Source organism: Pseudomonas sp. USTB-Z (assembly GCF_019691255.1).
Lineage (GTDB): Bacteria > Pseudomonadota > Gammaproteobacteria > Pseudomonadales > Pseudomonadaceae > Aquipseudomonas > Aquipseudomonas alloputida.
Window position 1 is genome coordinate 109,765 of record NZ_JAECZP010000015.1, and the last position, 25,727, is coordinate 135,491.

Annotated in this window: 23 protein-coding genes; 15 read left to right on the forward strand and 8 right to left on the reverse strand. The window is 62.9% G+C overall.

Features of this window, described 5'->3' with window-relative positions:
- Positions 1-103 precede the first annotated feature (103 nt).
- The 4 genes from I8746_RS18070 to I8746_RS18085 form a co-directional block, all read right to left on the reverse strand.
- On the reverse strand, positions 104-4,630 hold the full coding sequence (locus I8746_RS18070; protein WP_221100913.1) for a hemagglutinin repeat-containing protein: 4,527 nt from the start codon (positions 4,628-4,630) through the stop codon (positions 104-106).
- A gap of 27 nt (positions 4,631-4,657) precedes the next feature.
- A complete protein-coding gene (locus I8746_RS18075; RefSeq protein WP_012053594.1) occupies positions 4,658-6,340 on the reverse strand; it encodes a ShlB/FhaC/HecB family hemolysin secretion/activation protein in 1,683 nt (560 codons plus the stop codon).
- Between the two features lie 160 nt (positions 6,341-6,500).
- The gene (locus tag I8746_RS18080; protein WP_003252119.1) at positions 6,501-7,055 is read right to left on the reverse strand and encodes a murein L,D-transpeptidase family protein; all 555 of its coding nucleotides are present in this window, start codon (positions 7,053-7,055) and stop codon (positions 6,501-6,503) included.
- A 22-nt stretch (positions 7,056-7,077) separates the two neighbouring features.
- Positions 7,078-7,629 (reverse strand): NUDIX hydrolase, encoded by a 552-nt coding sequence (locus I8746_RS18085; RefSeq protein ID WP_003252122.1) that lies wholly within the window; start codon positions 7,627-7,629, stop codon positions 7,078-7,080.
- Between the two features lie 123 nt (positions 7,630-7,752).
- On the opposite strand from I8746_RS18085, the gene I8746_RS18090 reads away from it, so the two are divergent.
- The 5 genes from I8746_RS18090 (at position 7,753) to purT (ending at position 11,036) form a co-directional block, all read left to right on the forward strand.
- Entirely contained in the window at positions 7,753-8,352 is a 600-nt protein-coding gene (locus I8746_RS18090; protein WP_003252125.1) for a CoA pyrophosphatase, read from the forward strand.
- Between the two features lie 44 nt (positions 8,353-8,396).
- Positions 8,397-8,921: a gamma carbonic anhydrase family protein gene (locus I8746_RS18095; RefSeq protein ID WP_098089311.1), complete on the forward strand. Its 525-nt coding sequence runs from the start codon at positions 8,397-8,399 to the stop codon at positions 8,919-8,921.
- Positions 8,911-9,114, forward strand: coding sequence for a DUF1289 domain-containing protein (locus tag I8746_RS18100; RefSeq protein WP_012053591.1), 204 nt, complete (start codon positions 8,911-8,913; stop codon positions 9,112-9,114). The genes I8746_RS18095 and I8746_RS18100 overlap by 11 nt, the downstream gene beginning before the upstream one ends.
- Before the next feature lie 196 nt (positions 9,115-9,310).
- Positions 9,311-9,778, forward strand: a complete 468-nt coding sequence (locus tag I8746_RS18105; RefSeq protein WP_003252131.1) for a VUT family protein — start codon at positions 9,311-9,313, stop codon at positions 9,776-9,778.
- Positions 9,779-9,854: 76 nt separating this feature from the next.
- Complete coding sequence (gene purT, locus I8746_RS18110) at positions 9,855-11,036, forward strand: formate-dependent phosphoribosylglycinamide formyltransferase (RefSeq protein ID WP_010952557.1); 1,182 nt, start codon at positions 9,855-9,857, stop codon at positions 11,034-11,036.
- Positions 11,037-11,175: 139 nt separating this feature from the next.
- Here the strand turns inward: purT and I8746_RS18115 are convergent, their stop codons facing one another.
- The 3 genes from I8746_RS18115 to I8746_RS18125 form a co-directional block, all read right to left on the reverse strand.
- Entirely contained in the window at positions 11,176-12,477 is a 1,302-nt protein-coding gene (locus I8746_RS18115; RefSeq protein WP_014754323.1) for an MFS transporter, read from the reverse strand.
- Positions 12,478-12,747: 270 nt separating this feature from the next.
- The gene (locus tag I8746_RS18120) at positions 12,748-13,953 is read right to left on the reverse strand and encodes a transporter associated domain-containing protein (protein WP_180689337.1); all 1,206 of its coding nucleotides are present in this window, start codon (positions 13,951-13,953) and stop codon (positions 12,748-12,750) included.
- A 9-nt stretch (positions 13,954-13,962) separates the two neighbouring features.
- Positions 13,963-14,772 (reverse strand): inner membrane protein YpjD, encoded by an 810-nt coding sequence (locus I8746_RS18125; protein ID WP_003252138.1) that lies wholly within the window; start codon positions 14,770-14,772, stop codon positions 13,963-13,965.
- Positions 14,773-15,084: 312 nt separating this feature from the next.
- Between I8746_RS18125 and ffh the strand changes: the two genes are divergently transcribed.
- The 6 genes from ffh to I8746_RS18155 all read left to right on the forward strand — a co-directional run bounded on the left by ffh (position 15,085) and on the right by I8746_RS18155 (position 19,165).
- Positions 15,085-16,461: a signal recognition particle protein gene (ffh, locus tag I8746_RS18130; protein WP_003252139.1), complete on the forward strand. Its 1,377-nt coding sequence runs from the start codon at positions 15,085-15,087 to the stop codon at positions 16,459-16,461.
- Positions 16,462-16,720: 259 nt separating this feature from the next.
- Complete coding sequence (gene rpsP, locus I8746_RS18135; protein WP_003252142.1) at positions 16,721-16,972, forward strand: 30S ribosomal protein S16; 252 nt, start codon at positions 16,721-16,723, stop codon at positions 16,970-16,972.
- Between the two features lie 5 nt (positions 16,973-16,977).
- Complete coding sequence (rimM, locus tag I8746_RS18140; protein WP_003252144.1) at positions 16,978-17,514, forward strand: ribosome maturation factor RimM; 537 nt, start codon at positions 16,978-16,980, stop codon at positions 17,512-17,514.
- A 3-nt stretch (positions 17,515-17,517) separates the two neighbouring features.
- Positions 17,518-18,270, forward strand: coding sequence for a tRNA (guanosine(37)-N1)-methyltransferase TrmD (trmD, locus tag I8746_RS18145; RefSeq protein ID WP_003252146.1), 753 nt, complete (start codon positions 17,518-17,520; stop codon positions 18,268-18,270).
- Positions 18,271-18,312: 42 nt separating this feature from the next.
- Positions 18,313-18,663, forward strand: a complete 351-nt coding sequence (rplS, locus tag I8746_RS18150) for a 50S ribosomal protein L19 (RefSeq protein ID WP_003252148.1) — start codon at positions 18,313-18,315, stop codon at positions 18,661-18,663.
- Between the two features lie 94 nt (positions 18,664-18,757).
- Entirely contained in the window at positions 18,758-19,165 is a 408-nt protein-coding gene (locus I8746_RS18155; RefSeq protein ID WP_003252150.1) for an acyl-CoA thioesterase, read from the forward strand.
- A 3-nt stretch (positions 19,166-19,168) separates the two neighbouring features.
- On the opposite strand, the gene I8746_RS18160 is transcribed toward I8746_RS18155, so the two are convergent.
- The gene (locus I8746_RS18160) at positions 19,169-20,974 is read right to left on the reverse strand and encodes a sodium:proton antiporter (RefSeq protein WP_088513351.1); all 1,806 of its coding nucleotides are present in this window, start codon (positions 20,972-20,974) and stop codon (positions 19,169-19,171) included.
- Between the two features lie 68 nt (positions 20,975-21,042).
- Between I8746_RS18160 and xerD the strand changes: the two genes are divergently transcribed.
- From xerD to thrC, 4 genes are all read left to right on the forward strand, one after another.
- Positions 21,043-21,939, forward strand: a complete 897-nt coding sequence (xerD, locus tag I8746_RS18165) for a site-specific tyrosine recombinase XerD (protein WP_003252154.1) — start codon at positions 21,043-21,045, stop codon at positions 21,937-21,939.
- Between the two features lie 153 nt (positions 21,940-22,092).
- On the forward strand, positions 22,093-22,836 hold the full coding sequence (locus I8746_RS18170) for a thioredoxin fold domain-containing protein (protein ID WP_003252155.1): 744 nt from the start codon (positions 22,093-22,095) through the stop codon (positions 22,834-22,836).
- Positions 22,837-22,919: 83 nt separating this feature from the next.
- On the forward strand, positions 22,920-24,224 hold the full coding sequence (locus tag I8746_RS18175; protein ID WP_003252157.1) for a homoserine dehydrogenase: 1,305 nt from the start codon (positions 22,920-22,922) through the stop codon (positions 24,222-24,224).
- A 59-nt stretch (positions 24,225-24,283) separates the two neighbouring features.
- Complete coding sequence (gene thrC / locus I8746_RS18180) at positions 24,284-25,693, forward strand: threonine synthase (protein ID WP_161775329.1); 1,410 nt, start codon at positions 24,284-24,286, stop codon at positions 25,691-25,693.
- The last annotated feature ends 34 nt before the right edge of the window (positions 25,694-25,727 follow it).

Here is a 25,727-nt window from a genome sequence, read left to right on the forward strand (position 1 = left end):
CTGTGGTATTCGCTGTGGAAGCGGGGGACACGCGGTGCCTGGGTATCAGCAGCAGGGCACAAGATTTCTGATGCCCCCAAATGGCCAGGGCCGCGATTGCGTCTTAGTGCTTCTTCCCTTGCATGCTCGAAGCCCATTGCTCGCTGCGACTATGCCCACTGGTTCTCAACACACCCAGGTCCAGCGCATTTTCCCCATCCGCCGCCATTTTGCTTTTGGCTATCTCGGCGATTGCCGTGCCCAGATCCACCGGTGAGTTGGACGCATCGAGCGACAGGTCTCGGCGATAGTCATTGCCGCTTAGCGTTTCCTGGGTGACCGAGTTGGCGTCGAGCCTCACGTCGCCTTTGGCCGACTGCAAGCGTGCCCCTACCAGATGAGCGTTGCCACCGACCTGCAGGTCGATGCCGTCGCTGCTTTTAAGCGTGGTCTGACGCGTCACGTTGTCGCGCTGTGCATGCGACACGTCGAGGCTGACGGTCGGCGAGAACCCTGGGTCTGCCTTGCTCAGGGCAGAACCTGCCGTTTTCTCGACCTTGCCTCCCAGCGGCCCTGCCACCGATTTGGCCGCGTTGACATAGCCCTGCGGGTTTTTCTCCTGGCTCAGCCTGACATCGCCCTTCACGCTCAGGGTGTTGACGTTGTCCTTGAGGCTGGCGATGCGCAGGTCACCGTCGATTGTGCCGCCAATATGCTTTGCATCCAGGGTGGCACTCTCGATGCGGGTATCGCCGCGGCTTTGCAGGTCGATGCGCTCGGCGCGCAGGTCACTGGTATTCCAGGTGAGGTTGTCGCGCTTGTCGAGCTCTACCTTGAGCCGGCCATGCAGGCCGCGGGTGTCCAACGCGCCCTTGGCCATGTTGAAACCGGCGCCGGCCGAGATGTCGAGGTTGTCGCGTCGCTCCTGGCTGGAAGAGGCTTCAAGCAGCATGCCGCCATTCGAGGCGTCGAGGGTGATCTGTTCGGCCGAGGCCTGCAGGCCTTGCAGGTGCAGGGCGATGTCCTCGCGGGCGCTGCTGGTCAGGGTCAGTGTGCCGTTGCTGGCAAACTGGGCATCGACCGCCTGACGTGCATGTTCGTCCTGCTTGCCGTGGCTGAAGTGGCCGCCTATGGCTCCCCCCTGGGTCTGGCCAGCCTTGGCCGCCAGCTCCATGCCGCCACCCAGGTTGGCGCCTGTGGCCTGCTGGGTGTTGCTGGCCGCCTTGACCTGCAACTGGCCACCGCTTTGCACCCGTATGTCGCCGGCCTTGGCCTCGCGGTTGCCAATGCGGGTGCCTTCGAGCAACAGGTCGCCGGCGCTGGTCAGTTGAACTTCGCCCTTGGCGTCGATTTGTGCCACTTGTGCCTTGCTCTGCGTGCTCAGCTTCTGGCCATGGTCCAGATAGCCCCGGCCATCGACGCCGGTGCTGCCCGGGCGGTTGCCGACTTTGGCCCAGGCATTGCCATCGAGCTGGCGTGACTGCTGTTCGGCCTGGTCGGTCGCCTGGGGTAGGGCCAACGACCCTGCACTGTGCATGACCACGCTGCCTTCACCGCCATCGATGCGGGCCCCTTCGTAGCGGCCATCGCTGCCCAGCTGTACCTGGATACCCTGTTGCCCGTAAAGGCTGCCGGGCACGGCGGTGCTGGCGATATCCTTTTTATCCAGCGAGCCTCCTTTGCCGGCGGCGCGTACATTCAAGTCCTCGCCGGTGCTGGTGTCCAGGCGCGCGTCGCCACCATAGGCCAGGCGTTGAACGGTGGTTTCCTGGGTATTTTCGGCGGCGCTCACCTGGTGCTGCTGCGCCTCGATTTTCAGCGAGCCGGCATTGGCCCGCCAGGCTGTGCCCTGGTCGGCCAGTGTGTCAGCCTTGACCTCGACCTTTGCTGCGGACAACTCGCTGACCTGAGCAATGCCACGGCGCTGGTTTTCCAGGCGCTTGAGGTGTTCAACCGTCATGTCGGCACCCACGCTGGGCGGTGCCATGGCGTCTTCGGGCGAGGCTTGCTGGAAGCGCGCGGCTTCCTCACCCAGCACCAGGCGTTCGATAGGGCGGGTCAGGTCGCGGTATTCGATACTGGCGCCCAGGCTACCCGACCAGTCGTCACGGCTTTGTTCATGTTCATGGGTATCCTGCACTGCACGGTTGTCGATGCGTTCGGCGGTCACCTGCAGGGTGTTGCCGGCCTCAACGTGCACGGCCTCGGTGAGCAGTGCATCACTGCGCAATTTCAGATCGCCGCTGGCCTGCAACTCGCTGCGCTGCACCTTGCTTTCGCGTTCGGCTTGCACCTCGCGGTTGTGATGGCCTTCGAACAAACTGCCCAGGCGGTCGATGCCACCGGTTACCGTCAGCCCGCCACCACTTTCGGTGGTGCTGGTGACTACGTCACGGTCGTTGCGGGTCGCCCCCAGTGTCACTTCCCGCGCCTGCACATCGAGGTCGCCGGCAGTGGCCTGGACCTTGCTGCCGTTGACCTGCAGGTGCGCGCTGCTGCTCATGCCCACCGAGGCACCCTTGAGCTCACTGGCAACCTGGCTGGTCGCGCGCTGCTTGCTGGTGGTGGTCACGACCTCATACGCCACGCCAGCCGCGTATTGGCGAGACTCGGGCTTGCCATCCTCGGCTTCCTGGGTCTGTCTGGCGCTGGCCGTGAAACCCCGTTGTTGGTCGCGGGTTTCGCGTTCATCGACCGATTGCGCACTGCCAATCAGCAGGTCGCCTTTGGCCTCGACTTGCAGATGCTTGCCAGCGGCAACCTTGGCGCCCTGGATGCGCATCTCTTCGGCGCTGGCCAGGCGCAGGTTGCTGGTCGAGCTGACGTCGCTGACCAGTACCTGCTGTTTGCGGTCCGTGCTTTCGTGCGTGCTGCCGATCAGGCCGAACAGCTTACTGTCACTGGTGCGCTGGGTGGAGGTCGTGCTGCCATGGTCCGCCGCGATGGCCAGCGAACCGTTCTCGCTGTAGAGCACCGCGTCCTTTTTACCGAACACGGTACTGCCTTTGATGGCGACCTGGTCGGCTCTGACTGTGAGCTCGCCATCGCTGGTTATGGTGCTGCCCGCGACGACCTGGCCCTCGGTGTCGTTACCTTTTCGATCGCCAAAGAATGTACCGGATACCAGGTCGCCTCGGTAATCGCGTTGGGTACCGTGTTCCTGCAAGGTGGTGGTACCGATGTCGGCCTGTTTTGCCTGGATAGCCAGATCGCCGCGGCTGTGCAGGCTGCTGCCCTGCACGTTGAGGTTGTCGCTTGCCTTTATCGACATGTGCCCGGCGCTCAGGGTACTGCCCTTTGCGGTTTCCTTGAGCTGGTCGCTATCGCTGTCACCGCGCCATAAATCCTTGCGATGACGCACCTGCTGTTCGGTGCGTTTGCTGTCGATGCCGGCGAGGATGTCCAGGCCGGCACCGCTGTCGACCATCAGCTCGCTACCGGCGTCCACCTTCGCTGCGGTCATGCGCATGTCGTCGCCGGACTGCAACAGCACGCTGTCAGTGCCCAGCAATTGACTGCCCTGTTGCTGCTGGTGGGTGGTGGTGGTTTTGCTGTTGTAGGTTTCGCGGGTGACGAACCAGAACTTCTTGTTCCAGCTGTCACTGTCGTGCTTGATGTGCTCGATTGTCTTGGCGTCCAGTGTGAGTTTCTTGCCCGCCCTTGCTTCGATTCGCGGGGCCTGGCCGTCGACCGTTTCAAGCATCAGGTCATCGGCAGCGGTGAGTTTCAGCACGCCGCGCTCGCTGCGCAGCTCGGTCGGGCGGTCGCCACTGCCACTGACATGCAGGCCCCCGGCCGAGCTGATGTCGACCCCCTCGGCGCCCAGAATCTGCGAGGCCCCCACACGCACACCCGCGCCTTCGGCGGTACTTACCACACGGATACGCCCGGCGCGCATGGCGCCGAACAGGCTGGCATCAATGCTCGACGAGGGGCTGGGCAGGTGTTCGACCACCTCGCCGCTGCGGCTGTCGATACGGTTGCGACCGACGGTGATGTCGAGCGTTTCGCTGGCCATGAGCAGGCCTTTGCTGTCCACGCGTGGTGCGATCAGTTCGAGTGCGCCACCGGCATTGCCCTGGCCATGCTCCAGTACCTGCAGGGTGCCACTGGCCGTGAGCGTATCGAGGTACCTGAGCTGTTGCTCCTCGAATTGCGGGGTGCCCACCACGAAGCCTGCGCGGGTGGTGTTGATGAAACTGCCGCCATTGAGGGTGATGCCATTGGGGTTGGCCAGTATGTAGTCGGCCGGGCGCCCGAAGATTTCCTGCGGCCCCTCGATCAGCGAGGCGTTGCGGCTGACCACTTCGTTAAGAATGGTCGAGGCGGCCTGGCCTTGAAATTGCGGGTTGGCCGCCAGGGCACCGGCCAGTTGCGACTGCCCGGCTGCGGTGGCGTTGTTCAGCACCAGGCCAGGGGTGGCCACGTTGTAGTCGATGAACTGGTTGTGTGACAGCCCCTTGGCGTTGGGCGGCACGATGTCGATCACCGGCACCCCGTGGCCATTGTGGATGACCGGGGTCCCCCCGGGGCCGCTGGCTGCTTCCAGCCCGGTCTGAGCCAGTGCGGCGCTGGGCCCGAGCACGGCGAGGAAGATTGCCCAGCGCAAGGTATCCGGGCGAACAGGCGGTAACTGCGAGAGTGTTTGCATTTTCTCGTTCTCTTTGTTGTGGGTGAATCAGATGTTCAGGGTCCAGTCCAGCACCCAGAAGCCGGGCTCCAGCAGCGGGCGGGGCAGGTCACTGGTGTACAAGGCGCGTTGGTAGTCCAGGCGCAGGCGGCTGCCGGGCAGGCTCAGTTCCAACCCTGCGGCGGCCCCGGCCAGGCGCTGTGACGGTTTGCCTTCGGCGGTGCGAACCCAGCCCTGGTCCAGGCCGATGTAGGGGCGTATCTCGAAGGGGTGGGCCCAGGTCAGTGGCAGCGCTTGGCTGAACGTATTGCGCCAGACGGCGCTGCTGGCACCGGAGTAAGTGTGCAGACGAAAGCCGCGGACAGCCGAATCGTCGCTGACCAGCAGTTGTTCGACGGCAGGTAGCGGGTCGCGGCTGTACTGCAGGGCCAGCTCGCTCTGCCAGCGCCAAGGGTTGGGTGCCGGGCCCTGACGCAGGTGCAGCAGGTTGGCGCGGTATTTGCGAAAGTCCGGGCGCAGGCGTTGAGCACCCAGGGGCGAGCGGTCGGCACCCAATGCGTCAATGCCTTGGGCAACGCCGAAGTAACCGTTCCACAGGCCACTTTCGAGCCACAGCAGGTTGAGGCCGGCCTCTACCGTGGCCAGCGTCGGGCTCTGCTGGACGATAACTGCGCCAGCGCTGCGGTTGATCAGCTGCTTGCGGTCCAGCCGGGCGCTGGCGCTGAGCATGCCTTGCTGGTTGCGCCACAACACCCGCTCGACACTCAGGCCCTGATAGCTGCTGCTGCCGTCGGCAGCCTTGTCGCTGTAGGGGAGTGGGGCTTGATAGCTTAGCTGGCTGGCGCTGAGGGCAAAGGTCCAGGCGCCGTAGGGGATGCTGTAGTACAACGATATCCCTTGGCTTTGGCCGGGCGTATCGAGCACCGTGCGGGTCCACGACAGGCGCAGCTCATCATTGAGGCCAAGCGGGCTGTCCAGGCCAATGCCGAGGTTGACGCGGTGGCGGCCGGTCAGCTCGCTGCCCCGGTTGTCGAAGCGGCTGTCCAGGTGCCAGCGTGATGCAACCTTGCCCGGCTGCACGACCACGCGGGTGCCGCCCTGCAGTTCGCCGGGCAGCAAGGTGGCGCCCAGTTCATAGGCGCGAAGGCGGTTGAGCTGGTCCAGGCCTTGCTCAAGGTCGGGCAGGTAAAGTGGCTGCCCGAGCAGGCCTGGGAAGGCACTGGAGAGGGACAGGGGCAGGTCGGGACCTGCCAGTTCGATGGTTTCGACAAAGCCTTCGACAATGACGATGTCCAACGGCATGCCTTGTTCTGGGGGCTGTCGCAGGTAGGGTCGGCTGGTTGGGTAGCCGGCTTGTACATAACGTTGGGTGATGGCTTTGAGCAGCCGATTGATATCGGCGATGCCCATGCAGGCAGGCGTGAGCGCACGGAGGGTGGGCGCCAGTGCCGAGCTCGAAAGCCGGTGCATGCCCGCCACGCGCACGCCATCGACTGCCCAGCAGCGATCATCGTGCGGTCGCTGGGAAGTGCTGTTGGTCGGTTCAGTCGGGGCGGAGATGCGCCGCCAGCGCTCCAGCCGCTGCTGTTGCTCCAGTTGCCGCAGCCCATGCTGTTGATCGCGCAACTGCTGGCTGGCAGGGTCGTCGGCCAGCACGTGGGGAATGGACAGCACGCCTGACAGGCAACTGGCCGACAGCCAATGGGCGATGCGGTGAATCAGGCTCGGCATTGAAGCACCCCGCAAATGATGTACGGTTTTCGTACTCGTTTGCGTGGATGCTAAAAATTAAGTCACTCGCCTGGATGCAGTACCCTGCCTAAGCAACTGTCAGGCAAGTTCTCGCAAAGTGGTGAGAAGGTTCCTACAACCTGTACTGAAAGGCCCTATATCAAGGCCTGATCTCGATCAGCGTTCCATCCCGTACCAAGTCCCACACTTCCTGCATGTCGCGGTTGCGCATGGCAATGCAACCATCCGTCCAGTCCAGGGTATGGAAGTACCATTCCGGGTATTCATCGTTGATCGGCGTGCCGTGAATCATGATCATGCTGCCGGCACTCACCCCTGCCCGGGTCGCGCGGGCGGCATCGCTGATGTTCGGGTAGTTGATGTGCATGGCCAGGTTGAAGCGGTCGCTCTGCTTGCGCCAGTCCAGCCAGTACAAGCCCTCAGGGGTTTTCTTGTCGCCTTCGCGTTCCTTGGCGCCCTTGGGCTGCTTGCCCAGCGAGATGCGGTAGGTTTTCAGCGGCTCGCCACGGCTGATCAACTGCAGGCGGCGCTCGGACTTGATCACCAGTACCTTGTCGATCAACGGTTGCATGGCTTGCTGCGAAGGCGATGGGGTTTGCGCTGCCGGCGCGGGCTTGCGGATGATGGTTTCGGTGAAGGCCGCCTGGGACACCGAGGTAACGCAAAGGCAGAAAAGGGCAAGCAACCAGCGCATGTAACAGTATCCCTGAAGGCGTTTAGGTGTGTGGCGAAACGTTCATCGGCGGCAGGTATTCATGGCCTATGGGGTAGTGCTGGCCGATGCGGTCGCGATAGTAGCATTCTAGTGTGCGAGTGACGGTGCGGAAAGCCAGCGCGTTCCACGGTATCTCATGTTCTTCGAACAGGCGCACCTCCAGGCTTTCGGCACCCACGGCAAAGTCCAGGTCCGCCAACTCGGCGCGGAAGAACACATGCACCTGGTTGATGTGCGGCAGATCGAATAGCTGGTACAGGGACGTCGGCCCGACCCGGGCGCAGGCTTCCTCGACGGTTTCGCGACGCGCGGCCTGGTCGAGGGTTTCGCCGTTTTCCATGAAACCGGCGGGCAGGGTCCAGAAACCCCGGCGCGGTTCGATGGCGCGGCGACACAGCAACACCTGGCTGCCCCAGGTCGGCAATACGCCGGCCACGATGTTGGGGTTCTGGTAGTGGATGGTCTGGCAAGAGCCGCAGACATACCGCAGGCGGCTGTCGCCCTCGGGGATCTGCTGAGTGACCGGTTGGCCGCACGCGCTGCAGAATTTCATGTGTGGTTCCTTATGTTCAAGGCTATCTTGGCGCGGCCACCGTGCCGCCGCAAGCGCTGGGGCTTGGGTGCTTCGCGGCTTTGGTGCATGATGCAACACAGGACCTGGATACGAGCGTGCGCAATGCTGGACGAGCTACTTCGCCGAATGAGCAACCACCAACCCGCGTCATTGGAAACCGACAGGCGGTTCCCCGAAGCGGCGGTCCTCTTGCCCATTACCCGCAGCGAAGCGCCCGAACTGGTTTTGACCCTGCGCGCCAAGGGCCTGTCTACCCACGGTGGTGAAGTCGCCTTTCCCGGTGGCCGCCGCGACCCGGAAGACCCGGACCTGGTCTTTACTGCCCTGCGCGAGGCTGAAGAAGAAATCGGCCTGCCCCCTGGCCTGGTGGAGGTGATTGGCCCGCTCAGCCCGCTGATTTCGCTACATGGCCTGAAAGTGACGCCATTCGTCGGGCTTATCCCGGACTTCGTCGAGTATCGCGCCAATGATGCCGAGATCGCGGCAGTATTCACCGTGCCGCTGGAATTCTTCCGCCAGGACCCGCGTGACCATACCCACCGTATCGATTACCAGGGGCGTAGCTGGTATGTGCCAAGTTACCGCTATGGTGAATACAAGATCTGGGGGTTGTCGGCGATCATGATCGTCGAGCTGGTCAACCTGCTGTTCGATGCCGGTATCAGCCTGCATCAACCCCCGGAGCGTTACATCGAAAATTGAGCGGGGCCTACCCCGCCGTCTGCGTCGCAGCCTGAGGAACAAGCATGAAATATCGCCTGGGCGACCTGCGGGTCGAGAGCCACCCCACCAGTTGGGCCGCCCCCAACGCCACGCTCATTGGCAACGTGCGCCTGCAAGCCAATGCCAGTGTGTGGTTTGGCGCGGTGTTGCGCGGTGATAACGAGCTGATCGACATTGGCGAAGGCAGCAACGTGCAGGATGGCACGGTGATGCACACTGACATGGGCTCGCCATTGACGTTGGGCAAGGGCGTGACCGTGGGCCACAATGCCATGTTGCATGGCTGCACGGTGGGCGACTACAGCCTGGTCGGTATCAACGCAGTGATCCTCAATGGCGCACGCATCGGCAAGCACTGCATCATCGGCGCCAATGCACTGATCGCCGAGGGCAAGGAAATCCCGGACGGTTCGCTGGTGATGGGCTCGCCGGGCAAGGTGATACGCGAACTGACCGAGCAGCAGAAGCGCATGCTTGAAGCGAGTGCCGCACATTACGTGCACAATGCCCAGCGTTATGCGCAAGCGTTGGTGGTTGATGATGAGTGATGTAGCAGAGCGGCCGGTGGCATCGCCGTGCGTGAGCATTTGCGCGCTGGACGAGCAGGATATCTGCACCGGCTGCCAGCGTACCGTGGCCGAGATTGGCCGCTGGGGGCGGATGGACAACGACGAGCGCCGGGCGGTGCTCAAGCGTTGTCATGAACGGGCAGTAGAAGCCGGCCTCATCTTGCAGGCCTGACGCGCACCCTTTGGGCGTGGGCGTGCCCGCGAACACCAGCGAAGCCGGTGCCATGTACCGTGGTGGCGGCTTCGCGGGCACGCCCGCTCCCACAGGTACAGCGTCAGCCTTGAGGGCTGCACAACATCTGTGGGGGCGGGTTTACCCGCGAACGGCCCGGCGGTAATCTGTACGGCTTGCCCACAGACAGCCCGCCATGTTCTATCTGATTGCCTATATCAGCAGCGTAGTGCTGATCAACTACGCCTTCTCCAGTGCCCCGCATCTGGACATCATCTGGTCCGCCTGGGGCGGCCTGGTGTTCATCCTGCGCGACATGGTGCAAACCCGCTTCGGTCACGGCGCGCTGGTGGCCATGCTGGCGGCGCTGGTGTTGTCCTATGTCACCTCGGAGCCGGCCATCGCCCTGGCCAGCGCCACTGCGTTCTTCATTTCCGAGCTGATCGACTGGCTGGTGTTCAGCATCACCCGTCGGCCGCTGCGCGACCGCCTGTGGCTCAGTTCGGCACTGAGCATCCCGGTGGATACCTTCATTTTCTTCGGCATGATCGGCGCGCTGACCCCGGCAGTCATCGGCACCGCGATGGCCTCGAAGTTCGCCGGTGTAACCGCGGTGTGGCTGGCCATGGCATTTCGCGCCCGGCGGGCCGCCGTGGCCGGTTGATGGTGTAGAATAGCGGTCCTTTTTCAGCGGGTGGCGCCTAGCCTGGCGCGGCCCCGGATGCCTTCGAGGACCTGAAATGACCCGTATCGGAACCCCATTGTCGCCCACCGCGACCCGTGTACTGCTCTGCGGCTGTGGCGAGCTGGGCAAGGAAGTGGTAATCGAGCTGCAGCGCCTGGGCGTCGAAGTAATCGCCGTCGACCGTTACGCCAATGCTCCGGCAATGCAGGTGGCGCACCGCAGCCATGTGGTCAACATGCTCGATGGCGTTGCCCTGCGCGCGGTGATCGAAGCCGAGAAGCCGCACTACATCGTTCCGGAAATCGAAGCCATCGCCACCGCCACCCTGGTCGAGCTGGAAAACGAAGGCTTCACCGTGGTGCCCACCGCCCGCGCCACCCAGTTGACCATGAACCGCGAAGGCATCCGCCGCCTGGCTGCCGAAGAGCTGGACCTGCCAACCTCGCCGTACCACTTCGCCGACACCTATGAAGACTACGCCAAGGCCGTAGCCGACCTGGGTTACCCGTGCGTGGTCAAGCCGGTGATGAGCTCGTCGGGCAAAGGCCAGAGCCTGCTGCGCAGCGATGCTGACCTGCAGAAGTCGTGGGACTATGCCCAGGAGGGCGGCCGCGCTGGCAAGGGCCGGGTGATTGTCGAAGGTTTCATCGACTTCGAATATGAAATCACCCTGCTGACCGTGCGCCACGTGGGCGGTACCACCTTCCTTGAACCTGTCGGGCACCGTCAGGAGAAGGGCGATTACCAAGAGTCCTGGCAGCCACAGGCCATGAGCCCGAAGGCGCTGGCCGAATCGCAGCGCGTGGCCAAGGCGGTCACCGATGCCCTCGGCGGTCGCGGCCTGTTTGGTGTGGAGCTGTTCGTGAAGGGCGACCAGGTGTGGTTCAGCGAAGTGTCGCCGCGCCCGCATGACACCGGTCTGGTCACCCTGATTTCCCAGGACCTGTCGCAATTCGCCCTGCATGCCCGCGCCATTCTCGGCCTGCCGATTCCGGTGGTGCGTCAGTTCGGCCCGTCGGCCTCGGCAGTGATCTTGCCCGAAGGCCAGTCCCAACAGACCAGCTTCGCCAACCTGGGCGCAGCGCTGAGCGAGCCGGATACCGCCATTCGCCTGTTCGGCAAGCCGGAAATCAACGGTACCCGCCGCATGGGCGTGTGCCTGGCGCGTGACGAATCGGTCGAACTGGCGCGGGCCAAGGCGACCCGTGCTTCGCAGGCGGTCAAGGTCGAGTTCTGATCCGAGAGTGCTGGGGCTGCTTCGCAGCCCTATCGCGACACAAGGCCGCTCCCACAGGGATCGCGTAAGCCTGGAAGCTGCGTTATTCCTGTGGGAGCGGCCTTGTGTCGCGATAGGGCCGCAAAGCGGCCCCAGTGGCTTACAGCGTGGTATTGCGCGTCTCTTTCAGGCACAGCACGGCAATCAGGCTGATCACCGCCGCCGCCGACACATAACCGCCCACCCAGCTCAATCCCCCCATGCTCACCAGCTTCTGGGCAAAGAACGGTGCCGCCGAGGCGCCAACGATGCCGCCCAGGTTATACGCCGCCGAGGCACCGGTATAACGCACGTGGGTCGGGAACAGCTCTGGCAGCAGTGCCCCCATCGGCGCAAAGGTCACGCCCATCAGGAACAGCTCGATGGCCAGGAACAGCGCCACCCCCGCAGTCGATCCCGAGGTCAGCAGTGGCTCCATGGTAAAGCCCGAAGCTATCGCCAGCAGGCCGCCGACGATCAGTACCGGCTTACGCCCGTAACGGTCACTGAGCCAGGCCGACAACGGTGTGGCCAGTGCCATGAACACCACCGCGAAGCACAGCAGGCCAAGGAACGTTTCGCGGCTGTAGCCCAGTGTGGTCACGCCGTAGCTCAGCGAGAACACCGTGGAAATGTAGAACAGTGCATAGCACACCACCATGGCCGCAGCGCCCAGCAGGGTTGGCAGCCAGTATTTCGAGAACAGGTCGACCACCGGCATTTTCACCCGCTCGTGGCGGGCAACGGCCTTGGCGAACACCGGGCTCTCTTCGAGCTTCAGGCGCACGTACAGGCCTACCAGTACCAGTGCGGCGCTGAGCAGGAACGGAATGCGCCAGCCCCACTCACGGAACTGCTCGTCGCTGAGCACCAGGGCCAGGGTCAGGAACAGGCCGTTGGCCGCCAGGAAGCCGATTGACGGCCCCAGCTGCGGGAACATGCCGAACCAGGCCCGTTTGCCTTCCGGCGCGTTTTCGGTAGCCAGCAGGGCCGCGCCACCCCATTCGCCGCCCAGGCCCAGGCCTTGGCCAAAACGCAGCAGGCAGAGAATGATCGGCGCCCACACGCCAATGCTGTCGTAGCCCGGCAGCACGCCAATGGCGGTGGTGGATACGCCCATCAGCAGCAGCGAGGCGACCAGCGTCGACTTGCGGCCAATGCGGTCGCCGAAGTGGCCGAACAACGCCGAGCCCAGTGGCCGGGCGAGGAAGGCGATACCGAAGGTGAGGAAGGCGGCCAGCATTTGCGCGGTGCCCGACCCGGACGGGAAGAACACCGGGCCGATCACTAAGGCTGCGGCGGTGGCGTAGACGTAGAAATCATAGAACTCGATGGCGGTGCCGATGAAGCTGGCAGTGGCGACCCGCGCAGGCGAGTTGACGGGTGTGGCAGGCGCTTGGGCGTAAGTGCTGCTGCTTGTCATTGAATAGGTCCCTGACAGTCTGGTCCGGCTCCATGGGCTTGGCCCGCAGTGGCGTGCCCTGTAAAAGGCACGGTGACGCGGACGCCGGAGCGTTTTGTTGTGTGCGCCCGACTGACGATGGCCCAAGGGGGGTAGGGGCGGGGGGCGGGTACTGTTCGGGGGTGTTGACGCAGGACCGCAGGGCGTATCAGTGGAGCGGACTGGCCGTGGAGCGCCGGGTGCGGGTAGCAGGCGTGACGGCGGGGCTGGGTAAGCGTGACCCGAGTATAGCTATCGGGTCACGGTCCACACCAGTACCTTGCTGGCGCAATTGTCCTCTGTTTCAAGGATTTCCAGGCGATAGCGGCCTATCTTCAGGCAAACAGCGCTTTCCGGGATGCTTTCCAGCGCTTCGGTGACCAGCCCGTTGAGGGTTTTCGGCCCGCCGTCGCAGGGCAGGTGCCAGCTCAGGGTACGGTTGATTTCGCGTAACGAAGCGGTGCCATCGATGACGAAGGTGCCATCGGGTTGCGGATGCACATGCGGGTTTTCCAGGCTTTGCTCGTCCTCGAACTCGCCGACGATCTCTTCGAGAATGTCTTCCAGGGTGACGATACCCAGTACTTCGCCGTACTCGTCCACCACCACGCCCAAGCGGCGTTGCTGCTTGTGGAAGTTCAACAACTGCATTTGCAGGGGCGTGCTTTCCGGTACGAAATAGGGTTCGTAGCAGGCGCTGTGCAGCGCTTCCAGGGTCAGCTCGGCCTTGGGCAGCAGGTGGCTGATCAGCTTGGTGTTGAGGATCGCTTCGACCTGGTTGATGTCGTTGTGGTAGACCGGCAGGCGGGTGTGGCGGCTGACGATCAACTGCTCGATGATGCGTTCGATCGGCTCGTCGAGGTTGATGCCATCCACTTCGTTGCGCGGCACCAGGATGTCGTTGACGGTGATCTTGTCCAACGACTGCAGGCCGTCGAGCAGGCCATGGCGAGGCGCTTCGTGCGGTTCATCCTCATCGAAGTCGTCGGCATCCTGCGTGTGCAGGGCCACAGCGGTGGGCTGTGCGCGGAACGGGCGCAGCATGAGCTTGGCGGCGCCGTCCAGCAGGCAGGCCAGTGGCTGCAGCAGTGCGAGAGGCACTTTCAGCAGGCTGGCGCCAAGGCTCACAAACGCCTGCGGGTTACGCCGGGCCAGGCGCCGCGGCAGGTATTCGGCAAACACCAGCAAGGCGAGGGTCGCCGCCAGGCCTGCCAGCCAGAAGCCGTGCTCGCCGCTCTGGCGCTGGCCCATCAGGCAGGCCAGCCCCAGCACCAGTAGCTTGCCCAGGCTGGCGCACAGCACCAAGGCCTGGGCCGGCAGCACGGGATGGCCGTCTTCGCCGGCGCGCAGTGCGCCATTGAGCTGCAGGCGGGCAGCCTCCACGGCGGTGAACAGTGCTGACCACAAAAGGGCCAGTGCCAGAGTGCCGAATAGCGGTGCGTACGGCAGGGTGTCCATGGGCGGCCGTCAGATATGCAAGATGAATTCGCGAACCAGCTTGCTGCCGAAATAGGCCAGCATCAGCAGGCAGAAACCGGCCAGCGTCCAGCGGATGGCCATGTGGCCCCGCCAACCCAGGCGGGTGCGGCCCCACAGCAGCACGCTGAACACCACCCAGGCGACACAGGCCAGCAAGGTCTTGTGCGCCAGGTGCTGGGCAAACAGGTTGTCGAGGAACAGCCAGCCGGAGATCAGCGACAGCGACAACAGGCACCAACCGGCCCAGAGGAAGCCGAACAGTAGGCTTTCCATGGTCTGCAGTGGCGGGAAGTTGCGGATCAGCCCGGACGGGTGCTTGTTCTTCAGCTGGCGGTCCTGCAGCAGCAACAGCAGCGACTGGAACACCGCGATGGTGAACAGCCCGTAGGCCAGGATCGACAACAGGATATGCGCAAGGATGCCTGGTTCCTCATTGATCAGCGGCACCGTACCGGGGGGCGCGAACTGCGCCAGCAGTGCCGTTACCGCGCCCAGCGGGAACAGCAGCACCAGCAGGTTTTCTACCGGTATGCGCAGGCAGGCCAGCAATGTCAGGGTAATGACTGCCACGGCGATTAGGCTGGCGGCGCTGAAGAAGTCCAGGCTCAGCCCCAGCGGGGTGATCAGCTGGAAGAACAGTGCGCCGGCCTGGGCCAGCACCGCGAAGGCACCCAGCAGGCCAAGCAGGCGCTTGTCGGCCTTGCGGCCCTGGGCCAGGTGAGAGCCCTGGTAGATGGCCGCTGCTATATATAGGCCGGCGGCGATCAGGTTGGGAATGAGGCTGGGAGAGGAGACCATAAGTCCTGGTTGGCGAGCCTTTAAAGAGACGGAGTTTGGCATAGATTCTGCCGCTCTAGGAAGACTGAAGGGTTGTGTCAGGGCATTCGCGGGTACGCCCGCTCCCACAGGTACGGCCCAGGCCTGCAAGCCGTGAAGATCCTGCGGGAGCGGGCGCGCCCGCGAAGAGGCCAGCACAGCCACCGAATATCTACCAAGGTGTGCGTCGCCGCTGCACTTCGCTATAATCGCCGCCTTGCTGTGCCCGGCGGGTGTGTATTTCCCCCCTGGCACCTGACAAACCTCGGCTTTACTGGGCCTGAAAGGATCACCATGTTCGAAAACCTGACCGACCGCCTGTCACAGACGCTGCGCCATGTCACCGGCAAGGCCAAGCTGACCGAAGACAACATCAAGGACACGCTGCGCGAAGTGCGCATGGCGCTGCTCGAGGCCGACGTTGCCCTGCCGGTCGTCAAGGATTTCGTCAACAGCGTCAAGGATCGTGCGGTCGGTACCGAGGTGTCGCGCAGCCTGACCCCGGGCCAGGCCTTCGTGAAGATCGTCCAGGCCGAGCTGGAAAGCCTGATGGGCGCGGCCAACGAAGACCTCGCACTGAACGCCGCCCCGCCTGCTGTCGTGCTGATGGCGGGCCTGCAGGGCGCCGGTAAGACCACCACCGCCGGCAAGCTGGCGCGCTTTCTTAAAGAGCGCAAGAAAAAGAGCGTGATGGTGGTGTCTGCCGACGTCTATCGTCCGGCGGCAATCAAGCAGTTGGAAACACTGGCCAACGATATCGGCGTCACCTTCTTCCCGTCCGATATCAGCCAGAAGCCGGTGGCCATCGCCGAAGCCGCCATCCGTGAAGCCAAGCTGAAGTTCATCGACGTGGTCATCGTCGACACCGCCGGCCGTCTGCACATCGACGCCGACATGATGGACGAGATCAAGGCGCTGCACGCTGCCGTCAAACCGATCGAGACGCTGTTCGTGGTCGACGCCATGACCGGCCAGGACGCTGCCAACACCGCCAAGGCCTTTGGCGAGGCGCTGCCGCTGACCGGTGTGGTGCTGACCAAGGTCGACGGTGACGCCCGTGGCGGTGCTGCGCTGTCGGTACGTGCAATCACCGGCAAACCGATCAAGTTCATCGGTATGGGTGAGAAGACCGAGGCCCTCGAGCCGTTCCACCCCGACCGCGTCGCTTCGCGCATCCTCGGCATGGGCGACGTGCTCAGTCTGATCGAGCAGGCTGAGCAGACCATCGACAAGGCCAAGGCCGACAAGCTGGCCAAGAAGCTGAAGAAGGGCAAGGGCTTCGACCTCGAAGACTTCCGTGACCAGCTGCAGCAAATGAAGAACATGGGCGGCCTCGGCGGCCTGATGGACAAGCTGCCAAGCATCGGCGGGGTCAACCTGTCACAAATGGGCAACGCCCAGGGCGCGGCTGAAAAGCAGTTCAAGCAGATGGAAGCGATCATCAACTCCATGACCCCGGCCGAGCGCCGCGACCCTGACCTGATCAGCGGTTCGCGCAAGCGCCGTATTGCGTTGGGGTCCGGTACCCAGGTGCAGGACATCGGCCGGCTGATCAAGCAGCACAAGCAGATGCAGAAGATGATGAAGAAGTTTTCTGCCAAAGGCGGCATGGCCAAGATGATGCGCGGCCTCGGTGGGATGCTGCCAGGTGGCGGCATGCCAAAGCTGTAACCCCTGATTCGGGTGCCTGCCTTTTGTCGGGCAAGCGCCCAGAACCCCCGCTGTAGCGGGGCAACAGCCGCGAATTTCGCGGCGCAACCGGCAAATCTGGACGGCAGGGCGAGGCCTTGCCGAAAAAGTCATTTGCAAATGTCCGTGTATTCCCCGAGAATATGCGGCCTTTTGGGCACCCGTGTGCCTATTTGGCATTCAGATTTGCAGTACCAGCTGCTGTATCAACTGCAGCACCGACTATAGGAACGATGTTCACATGGTAACCATTCGTCTGGCCCGTGGCGGCTCGAAAAAGCGCCCATTCTACCACCTGACCGTGACCAACTCGCGTAACGCCCGTGACGGCCGTTTCGTTGAGCGCGTAGGTTTCTTCAACCCAATCGCTGCTGGCGCCGAAGTTAAGCTGTCGGTCAACCAAGAGCGCGTCACCTACTGGCTGAGCCAGGGTGCACAGCCGTCTGAGCGTGTTGCTCAGCTGCTGAAGGAAGCTGCCAAGGCCGCTGCCTGAATAGTATGAACGCGACGCCAGAAAAGGCTGACGACCTCATCGTCGTTGGCAAGATTTTTTCGGTTCACGGCGTTCGCGGCGAGGTGAAGGTGTATTCCTTTACCGATCCGATTGAAAACCTGTTGGATTATCCACGCTGGACGCTTCGGCACGAAGGCAAGGTAAAGCAGGTCGAGCTGGTCAGCGGTCGTGGCTCCCAAAAGGGCCTGGTCGTGAAGCTGAAAGGTCTCGACGATCGCGATGAAGCCCGTCTTCTGAGCGGTTACGAAATCTGCATCCCGCGGAGCCTTTTGCCCAACCTGGCTGCCGACGAGTACTACTGGTACCAGTTGGTAGGTCTGAAGGTCATCAACCAGGACGAACAACTGTTCGGCAAGGTCGATCACCTGTTGGAGACCGGTGCGAACGATGTAATGGTGGTCAAGCCCTGCGCAGGCAGCCTGGATGATCGCGAGCGTCTGTTGCCCTATACGGAGCAATGTGTGCTGGCAATCGACCTCGAAGCAGGCGTGATGCGGGTCGAATGGGACGCGGACTTCTAAACGATGGGTAACCTTCGCGTAGACGTCATCACGTTGTTCCCCGAGATGTTCTCGGCCATCACGGAGTACGGCATTACCAGCCGCGCGGTGAAACAAGGGTTGCTTCAGGTGACTTGCTGGAACCCGCGGGACTACACCACAGATCGTCACCACACGGTAGATGATCGGCCGTTTGGCGGTGGTCCGGGCATGGTGATGAAAATCAAGCCTCTGGAAGACGCCTTGGTTAGCGCCAGGCAGGCGACCGGAGCAGCGGCGAAGGTGATCTACCTTTCGCCACAAGGCCGCAAGCTGACTCAGCAGGCGGTCAAAGGCCTGGCCGAACAGGAATCGTTGATCCTGATCGCCGGTCGTTATGAAGGCATCGACGAGCGCTTTATCGAGGCTCATGTCGATGAGGAGTGGTCGATTGGCGACTATGTGCTTTCCGGTGGCGAGCTGCCGGCCATGGTACTGATCGATGCGGTTACGCGACTGCTGCCCGGAGCTTTAGGGCATGTGGACTCGGCGGAAGAAGATTCCTTCACCGACGGTCTGCTCGATTGCCCGCACTACACCCGGCCTGAGGTGTATGCGGATCAGCGTGTTCCCGACGTGTTGCTAAGTGGCAACCATGCACATATCCGGCGTTGGAGGATGAAGCAGTCCCTTGGTAGGACCTTCGAACGACGCGCCGATCTTCTGGAAAGTCGCTCGCTTTCTGGAGAAGAGAAGAAGCTGCTCGAGGAATATCTCCGCGAGCGGGACGATAGTTAAACGTATCGATGGTGGATCGCGTATCCATCTTAGGAGCACAGCATGACCAACAAGATCATCCAGCAGCTCGAAGCCGAGCAGATGAGCAAGGAAATCCCGACCTTCGCACCAGGCGACACCGTTGTCGTTCAGGTTAAAGTGAAGGAAGGTGAGCGTTCCCGTCTGCAGGCGTTCGAAGGCGTCGTTATCGCCAAGCGTAACCGCGGTCTGAACAGCGCCTTCACCGTGCGCAAGATCTCCAGCGGCGTTGGCGTAGAGCGTACCTTCCAGACCTACAGCCCGCAAATCGACAGCCTGGCCGTGAAACGTCGTGGTGACGTGCGTAAAGCCAAGCTGTACTACCTGCGCGACCTGTCCGGCAAAGCCGCTCGCATCAAGGAAAAACTGTCCTGAGTGCAGTTTGCCCGGTGGCCGAGGCCGCCTAGCGAGAAAAAAGCAGCCTTCGGGCTGCTTTTTTGCGTTTTGAAACCCCAAGAATGTGATTGCCATGACGACCCGAGACCAGGAAATCCAGCGCCGCACCGAACTGTCGGTTACCCGCGTGACCAAGGCGGTGTTCCCCAATACCACCAACCACCACAACACCCTGTTCGGCGGCACCGCCCTGGCCTGGATGGACGAAGTGTCGTTCATCGCTGCCACGCGTTTCTGCCGCCTGCCGCTGGTGACCGTGTCTACCGACCGTATCGATTTCAAGCACCCGATTCCGGCGGGCTCGATCGTCGAGCTGGTGGGTACGGTGATCAAGGTCGGCAATACCAGCTTGCAGGTGCAGGTGGATGTGTTTGTCGAGAACATGTACCTGGATGGCCGTGATCGGGCAATCCATGGGGTGTTCAGCTTCGTCGCCATTGACGAGGACAAGCGCCCGGTGCCCGTGCTACCAGGCACCTGAGCATTACGGTTGCGCTGCTGGCTCGATCAATGCCACCAAGGTCCAGCCCGGTTGTGGCTGCAACGGGTTATCAGGGCTGGCTACATGGACCCAGCCATGGCCATCGCGCGCGAACAGCAAGTGTGCCCGTTCGCCATGCAGTGCCTGGTAGGCATCCCAGCCAAAGCCTTCGGTCAGGTTGGTGCTATACAGCTCGGCGCCTTGATGCAGACGGTTGGCCAGTTGCAGGTAGGTCATCGGCTTAGCCCCCAATAGATGCCCACGGTGTTCTTCGGCCGCCCGATGCTTGTCGCTACGTTGTTTCTCCAGGCCACTGGCTAGCACGAACAGCCGGCTGTGGCCGAAATCATGACGGAACCTGGCGCAGGCCAGGGCATTGATTTCGCCGGCGGGAGAGAGGCCCAGCAAGTGCCCGAGGCCGACCAGGTCCAGATGGGCGTCGGCATGCTGCGAGGCCGGGTTGCCAAAGTAGGTCGTGAGCCCGTCCATGCGTGCGGCGCGGATGTTTTCCCAACTGGAGTCCGTCAGCAAAACCCGGCAGCCCAATTGTTGAAGGGCTTTGGCGATAGCCCGGGCCGGTTCGTTGGCACCGACGATGAGAAACCCGCTGGGTGCCGGTTCGGCGACCTTGAGCAAGCGTGCCAGCGGCCTGGCCGTGGCGCTTTGCAGTACCACCGTGCCAATGATTACCGCGAAGGTCAACGGTACCAGCAGCAAGGCATCCTGGTGGCCGGCCTGGTGCAGACGGATGGCAAAAATAGCGGAAACGGCCGCAGCAACGATGCCGCGTGGCGCAATCCAGGCCAGCAGCGCGCGCTCCCGCCAGTTGAGTGTCGAGCCCAGTGTGGCCAGCCAAACATTGAGCGGACGTGCCAGCAGCTGGATCACCAGCAACAATGCCAGCACAGCAGGGCCAAGGCCCAGCAGGGCATGCAGGTCAAGGCGTGCAGCCAGCAGGATGAACAGGCCGGAGATCAGCAGCACACTGAGGTTTTCCTTGAAGTGCAGGATTTGGCGCACATCAACCCCGCGCATGTTGGCCAGCCACATGCCCATCACGGTCACCGCCAGCAGCCCGGACTCGTGCACGATCTGGTTGGCGGCGATGAAAATGCCCAGTACCGCCGCCAAAGACGCGAGATTGTGCAGATATTCTGGTAGCCACTGTTCGCGCATGATTTGCCCCAGTACCCAGCCCCCTGCCGCGCCCAGGGCGGTACCGCAGAAGATCACACCGGCAAAAGTGATAAGGCTCTGGCTCAGGCCGTTACCCTCGGCGCTGGCGATGATGAAGCTGTATACCACCACGGCGAGCAGTGCGCCGATGGGGTCGATCATGATCCCTTCCCAGCGCAGGATGTTCGCGATCGCAGACTTTGGCCGCACCACGCGCAGCATCGGCACGATCACCGTGGGGCCGGTCACCAGCGTCAGGGTGCCGAAAAGAATCGCCAGCGGCCAGTCGAACCCGAGCAGCCAGTGGGTTGCCAGTGCAATCACCAGCCAGGTGACAAGTGCACCCACCGTGACCAGGCGATGCACCACGCTGCCGATCTCGCGCCACTGCGACAGGTGCAGGGTCAGGCTGCCTTCGAACAGGATCAGCGCCACCGCCAGCGACACCAGCGGCATCAGCAATGGACCGAACAGCGCCTCGGGGTCGAGCCATCCCAGCGCCGGGCCGGCAAGGATCCCGGCCAACAACAGAAACAGAATCGCCGGCAGCTTCAGGCGCCAGGCCAGCCACTGGCAGGCGAGCGCTGCTGCGCCGATGCCGCCCACACTCAGAAGGATCTGCTGTTCGCTCATGCGGGCTCCCTATGCCGACGTTGTTATGAAAGACTAAGCGCCATTTCGTCGTTTGCCACCGAGATTTCATGCCCGCCCTCGACCACCCCCTGATCGACCAGTTCCTTGACGCCCTATGGCTGGAAAAAGGCCTGTCCGACAACACCCGCGTGTCCTACCGCAGCGACCTGGCCCTGTTCAATGGCTGGCTGCAGGAGCATTCGGTATCGCTGCCGGACGCCGGCCGCGACCTGATCCTCGATCACCTGGCCTGGCGCCTGGATCAGGGCTACAAGCCACGTTCCACGGCGCGTTTCCTCTCCGGCCTGCGCGGCTTTTTCCGTTACCTGCTGCGGGAAAAGCTGGTGGCCATCGACCCGACCCTGCAGGTCGACATGCCGCAATTGGGCAAGCCGCTACCCAAGTCGCTGTCCGAAGCCGACGTCGAAGCCCTGTTGCAGGCTCCGGACCTGGGCGAAGCCATTGGCCAACGCGACCGTGCCATGCTCGAAGTGCTCTACGCGTGCGGCCTTCGGGTTACCGAACTGGTCAGCCTGACCCTCGACCAGGTCAACCTGCGCCAGGGTGTGCTGCGGGTGATGGGCAAGGGCAGCAAGGAGCGCCTGGTGCCCATGGGTGAAGAGGCGGTGGTGTGGTTGGAGCGCTACCAGCGCGATGGTCGCGCCGAACTGCTCAATGGCCGACCCAGCGACGTGCTGTTCCCCAGTCAGCGCGGCGAGCAGATGACGCGCCAGACCTTCTGGCACCGTATCAAACACCACGCACGGGTTGCCGGCATCGACAAGCCGCTGTCGCCGCACACCCTGCGGCATGCCTTCGCCACCCACCTGCTCAACCACGGTGCCGACTTGCGGGTGGTGCAGATGCTGCTGGGCCACAGTGACCTGTCGACCACGCAGATCTATACCCACGTCGCCAAGGCCCGCCTGCAGCAGTTGCACGCCCAGCACCACCCGCGTGGATGAATGTTTTTCATGTTCCGCCGACCGGTCCTTGCGACCCCCTTCACTGGCAGCGTGATGTGGTAGGCTTGAGCGGTTTGCACCAAGGGCCGCACGGTCACCGCGTTTTTTCCGCAGGTGGCGCCCTCCGGCCCCTGTCCGCCTTCAGGAGTTCCCATGCGCGTGACCCAGTTTTTCGCCGCCGCCGCGTTGGCGCTGGCCAGTACCTTTGCCGTTGCCGCGGCAACCGATAGCAACGCCGGTGCCGAGCAGGCCATCCGTAAATCGTTGCAGAACCTCGAGTTGGAAGTGCCCGTGGAAAGCGTGGCCAGCAGCCCGCTCAACGGCCTGTATGAAGTCAAGCTGCAGGGCGGCCGCGTGCTGTACGCCAGCGCTGACGGCCAATTCGTGATGCAGGGCTACCTGTTCCAGATCCAGGACGGCAAGCCGGTCAACCTCACCGAAAAAACCGAACGCCAAGGTATCGCCAAGCTCATCAACGGCATTCCAGCCGCCGAGATGGTGGTTTATCCTGCCAAAGGCGAGACCAAGTCGCACATCACCGTGTTCACCGACACTACCTGCCCGTACTGCCACAAACTGCACGCCGAAGTGCCTGAGTTGAACCGTCGCGGTATCGAAGTGCGCTATGTCGCCTTCCCGCGTCAGGGCCTCGGTTCGGCGGGGGACCAGCAGTTGCAGGCGGTGTGGTGCTCCAGCGACCGCCGTGGGGCGATGGACAAAATGGTCGAAGGTGAAGAAATCAAGGCCGCCAAGTGCACCAACCCGGTCAGCAAGCAGTTCCAGCTGGGTCAGTCGATCGGTGTCAACGGCACGCCGGCCATTGTTCTTGAAAGCGGCCAAGTCATTCCGGGCTACCAGCCGGCACCGCAGGTCGCCAAGCTGGCACTTGCCAAGTAATCCAGTTCAGTACGCCGTCGTCATGGGGTGACGGCAAGTTTCACGGTCGGCAAACGTGTCGGCCGTTCAATGGGGAGTTCACAGTGAAACCGGTCAAAGTAGGCATCTGTGGGTTGGGGACCGTCGGTGGCGGAACCTTCAATGTACTTCAGCGCAACGCCGAGGAGATTGCCCGCCGTGCCGGGCGCGGTATTGAAGTGGCACAGATCGCCATGCGCTCGCAGAACCCGAACTGCCAGATTACCGGTACCCCCATTACCGCTGACGTGTTCGAAGTTGCAAGCAACCCGGAGATCGACATTGTCATCGAGCTGATCGGTGGCTATACCATCGCCCGCGACCTGGTGCTGAAGGCCATCGAAAACGGCAAGCACGTGGTCACTGCCAACAAGGCGCTGATTGCCGTGCACGGCAACGAAATCTTCGCCAAAGCTCGCGAGAAGGGCGTGATTGTCGCTTTCGAGGCGGCCGTAGCCGGTGGCATCCCGGTGATCAAGGCCATCCGCGAAGGCCTGTCGGCCAACCGCATCAACTGGCTGGCTGGCATCATCAACGGCACTGGCAACTTCATCCTCACCGAAATGCGTGAGAAGGGCCGTGCCTTCCCGGACGTGCTGGCCGAAGCTCAAGCGCTGGGCTACGCCGAAGCCGACCCGACCTTTGACGTAGAAGGCATTGACGCTGCGCACAAGCTGACGATCCTGGCGTCCATCGCGTTCGGTATCCCGCTGCAGTTCGACAAGGCCTACACCGAAGGTATCACCCAGCTGACAACGGCAGACGTGAACTACGCCGAGGCGTTGGGCTACCGCATCAAGCACCTGGGCGTGGCGCGTCGCACCGCCGAAGGTATCGAGCTGCGCGTGCACCCGACGCTGATCCCGGCCGACCGTCTGATCGCCAACGTCAACGGCGTGATGAACGCTGTCATGGTCAACGGTGATGCTGCCGGCTCCACCCTGTACTACGGTGCCGGCGCGGGTATGGAGCCTACCGCTTCGTCAGTGGTCGGCGACCTGGTCGACGTGGTCCGTGCCATGACCTCCGACCCGGAAAACCGTGTGCCGCACCTGGCCTTCCAGCCAGACTCGCTGTCGGCCCACCCGATCCTGCCGATCGAAGCCTGCGAAAGCGCCTACTACCTGCGTATCCAGGCCAAGGATCACCCGGGCGTACTGGCCCAGGTCGCCAGCATCCTCTCGGAGCGCGGTATCAACATCGAGTCGATCATGCAGAAGGAAGCCGAGGAACAGGATGGCCTGGTGCCAATGATCCTGGTGACCCATGGCGTGGTCGAGCAGCGTATCAATGACGCCATCGTCGCCCTGGAAGCCCTGCAGGACGTGGTCGGCAAGGTTGTGCGCATTCGCGTCGAGCAGCTCAACTAACAAATATTGCCGATGGGCCGCCCGCGCGGCCCCGGCCCCAGCATCGAAGGTTTGCACCCATGCGCTATATCAGTACCCGCGGCCAGGCACCGGCCCTGAATTTCGAAGACGTGCTGCTGGCTGGCCTGGCCAGCGACGGCGGCCTCTACGTGCCGGAAAACCTGCCACGCTTCACCCAGGAAGAAATCGCCTCGTGGGCCGGCTTGCCCTACCACGAGCTGGCCTTCCGCGTGATGCGTCCGTTCGTCGAGGGCAGCATCGCCGACGCCGATTTCAAGAAGATCCTCGAAGAAACCTACGGCGAGTTCGCCCACGCTGCGGTCGCCCCGTTGCGTCAGCTGAACAGCAACGAGTGGGTGCTGGAGCTGTTCCACGGCCCGACCCTGGCGTTCAAGGACTTTGCCCTGCAGTTGCTCGGTCGCCTGCTTGACCATGTGCTGGCCAAGCGCAACGAGCGCGTGGTCATCATCGGTGCCACCAGCGGTGATACCGGTTCCGCTGCAATCGAAGGCTGCCGCCGTTGCGACAACGTCGACATCTTCATCCTGCACCCGCACCAGCGTGTATCGGAAGTGCAGCGCCGCCAGATGACTACCATCTTTGGCGACAACATCCACAACATCGCCATCGAAGGCAACTTCGACGACTGCCAGGAAATGGTCAAGGCCAGTTTCGCCGACCAGTCGTTCCTCAAGGGCACCCGCCTGGTCGCCGTCAACTCGATCAACTGGGCGCGGATCATGGCCCAGATCGTCTACTACTTCCATGCAGCCCTGCAGCTGGGTGGCCCGGCGCGCTCGGTGGCGTTCTCGGTACCGACCGGCAACTTCGGCGACATCTTCGCCGGCTACCTGGCGCGCAACATGGGCCTGCCGGTCAGCCAATTGATCGTCGCCACCAACCGCAACGACATCCTGCACCGCTTCATGAGCGGCAACCAGTACGTCAAGGAAACCCTGCACGCGACCCTGTCGCCGTCGATGGACATCATGGTCTCGTCCAACTTCGAGCGCCTGCTGTTCGACCTGCATGGCCGCAACGGTGGTGCGATTGCCGAGCTGATGGCCAACTTCAAGCAAGGTGGCGGCTTCAGCGTCGAGCAAGACCGCTGGACCGAAGCCCGCAAACTGTTCGACTCGCTGGCTGTCAGCGACGAGCAAACCTGCGAGACCATCGCAGAAGTGTTCGCCGCCACCGGTGAAGTGCTCGACCCGCATACCGCAATCGGCGTGAAGGCTGCCCGCGAGTGCCGCCGCAGCCTGGACACGCCAATGGTGGTGCTGGGTACCGCGCACCCGGTCAAGTTCCCGGACGCGGTGGAGAAGGCCGGTGTGGGCAAGGCGCTGGAGCTACCCGCGCACCTCAGCGACCTGTTCAGCCGTGAAGAGCGTTGCACGGTCCTGGCCAATGACCTGAAGGCTGTACAGGGCTTTGTCGGCCAGCACGGCAACCGCGGCAAACCGCTGTAATTGCATGGCGTTTGGGGCTGCAGCGCAGCCCCAA

Bases quoted from the DNA above. Each gene is read 5' to 3' on its own strand.
- I8746_RS18160 (WP_088513351.1), bottom strand. From the start codon at position 20,974: ATGAGCGAACAGCAGATCCTTCTGAGTGTGGGCGGCATCGGCGCAGCA.
- I8746_RS18070 (WP_221100913.1), bottom strand. From the start codon at position 4,630: ATGCAAACACTCTCGCAGTTACCGCCTGTTCGCCCGGATACCTTGCGC.
- I8746_RS18115 (WP_014754323.1), bottom strand. From the start codon at position 12,477: ATGACAAGCAGCAGCACTTACGCCCAAGCGCCTGCCACACCCGTCAAC.
- I8746_RS18085 (WP_003252122.1), bottom strand. From the start codon at position 7,629: ATGAAATTCTGCAGCGCGTGCGGCCAACCGGTCACTCAGCAGATCCCC.
- I8746_RS18100 (WP_012053591.1), top strand. From the start codon at position 8,911: ATGATGAGTGATGTAGCAGAGCGGCCGGTGGCATCGCCGTGCGTGAGC.
- I8746_RS18125 (WP_003252138.1), bottom strand. From the start codon at position 14,772: ATGGTCTCCTCTCCCAGCCTCATTCCCAACCTGATCGCCGCCGGCCTA.
- ffh (WP_003252139.1), top strand. From the start codon at position 15,085: ATGTTCGAAAACCTGACCGACCGCCTGTCACAGACGCTGCGCCATGTC.
- rimM (WP_003252144.1), top strand. From the start codon at position 16,978: ATGAACGCGACGCCAGAAAAGGCTGACGACCTCATCGTCGTTGGCAAG.
- I8746_RS18080 (WP_003252119.1), bottom strand. From the start codon at position 7,055: ATGCGCTGGTTGCTTGCCCTTTTCTGCCTTTGCGTTACCTCGGTGTCC.
- I8746_RS18120 (WP_180689337.1), bottom strand. From the start codon at position 13,953: ATGGACACCCTGCCGTACGCACCGCTATTCGGCACTCTGGCACTGGCC.
- rplS (WP_003252148.1), top strand. From the start codon at position 18,313: ATGACCAACAAGATCATCCAGCAGCTCGAAGCCGAGCAGATGAGCAAG.
- I8746_RS18155 (WP_003252150.1), top strand. From the start codon at position 18,758: ATGACGACCCGAGACCAGGAAATCCAGCGCCGCACCGAACTGTCGGTT.
- thrC (WP_161775329.1), top strand. From the start codon at position 24,284: ATGCGCTATATCAGTACCCGCGGCCAGGCACCGGCCCTGAATTTCGAA.
- xerD (WP_003252154.1), top strand. From the start codon at position 21,043: ATGCCCGCCCTCGACCACCCCCTGATCGACCAGTTCCTTGACGCCCTA.
- trmD (WP_003252146.1), top strand. From the start codon at position 17,518: ATGGGTAACCTTCGCGTAGACGTCATCACGTTGTTCCCCGAGATGTTC.
- I8746_RS18105 (WP_003252131.1), top strand. From the start codon at position 9,311: ATGTTCTATCTGATTGCCTATATCAGCAGCGTAGTGCTGATCAACTAC.
- I8746_RS18095 (WP_098089311.1), top strand. From the start codon at position 8,397: ATGAAATATCGCCTGGGCGACCTGCGGGTCGAGAGCCACCCCACCAGT.
- rpsP (WP_003252142.1), top strand. From the start codon at position 16,721: ATGGTAACCATTCGTCTGGCCCGTGGCGGCTCGAAAAAGCGCCCATTC.
- I8746_RS18075 (WP_012053594.1), bottom strand. From the start codon at position 6,340: ATGCCGAGCCTGATTCACCGCATCGCCCATTGGCTGTCGGCCAGTTGC.
- purT (WP_010952557.1), top strand. From the start codon at position 9,855: ATGACCCGTATCGGAACCCCATTGTCGCCCACCGCGACCCGTGTACTG.
- I8746_RS18090 (WP_003252125.1), top strand. From the start codon at position 7,753: ATGCTGGACGAGCTACTTCGCCGAATGAGCAACCACCAACCCGCGTCA.
- I8746_RS18170 (WP_003252155.1), top strand. From the start codon at position 22,093: ATGCGCGTGACCCAGTTTTTCGCCGCCGCCGCGTTGGCGCTGGCCAGT.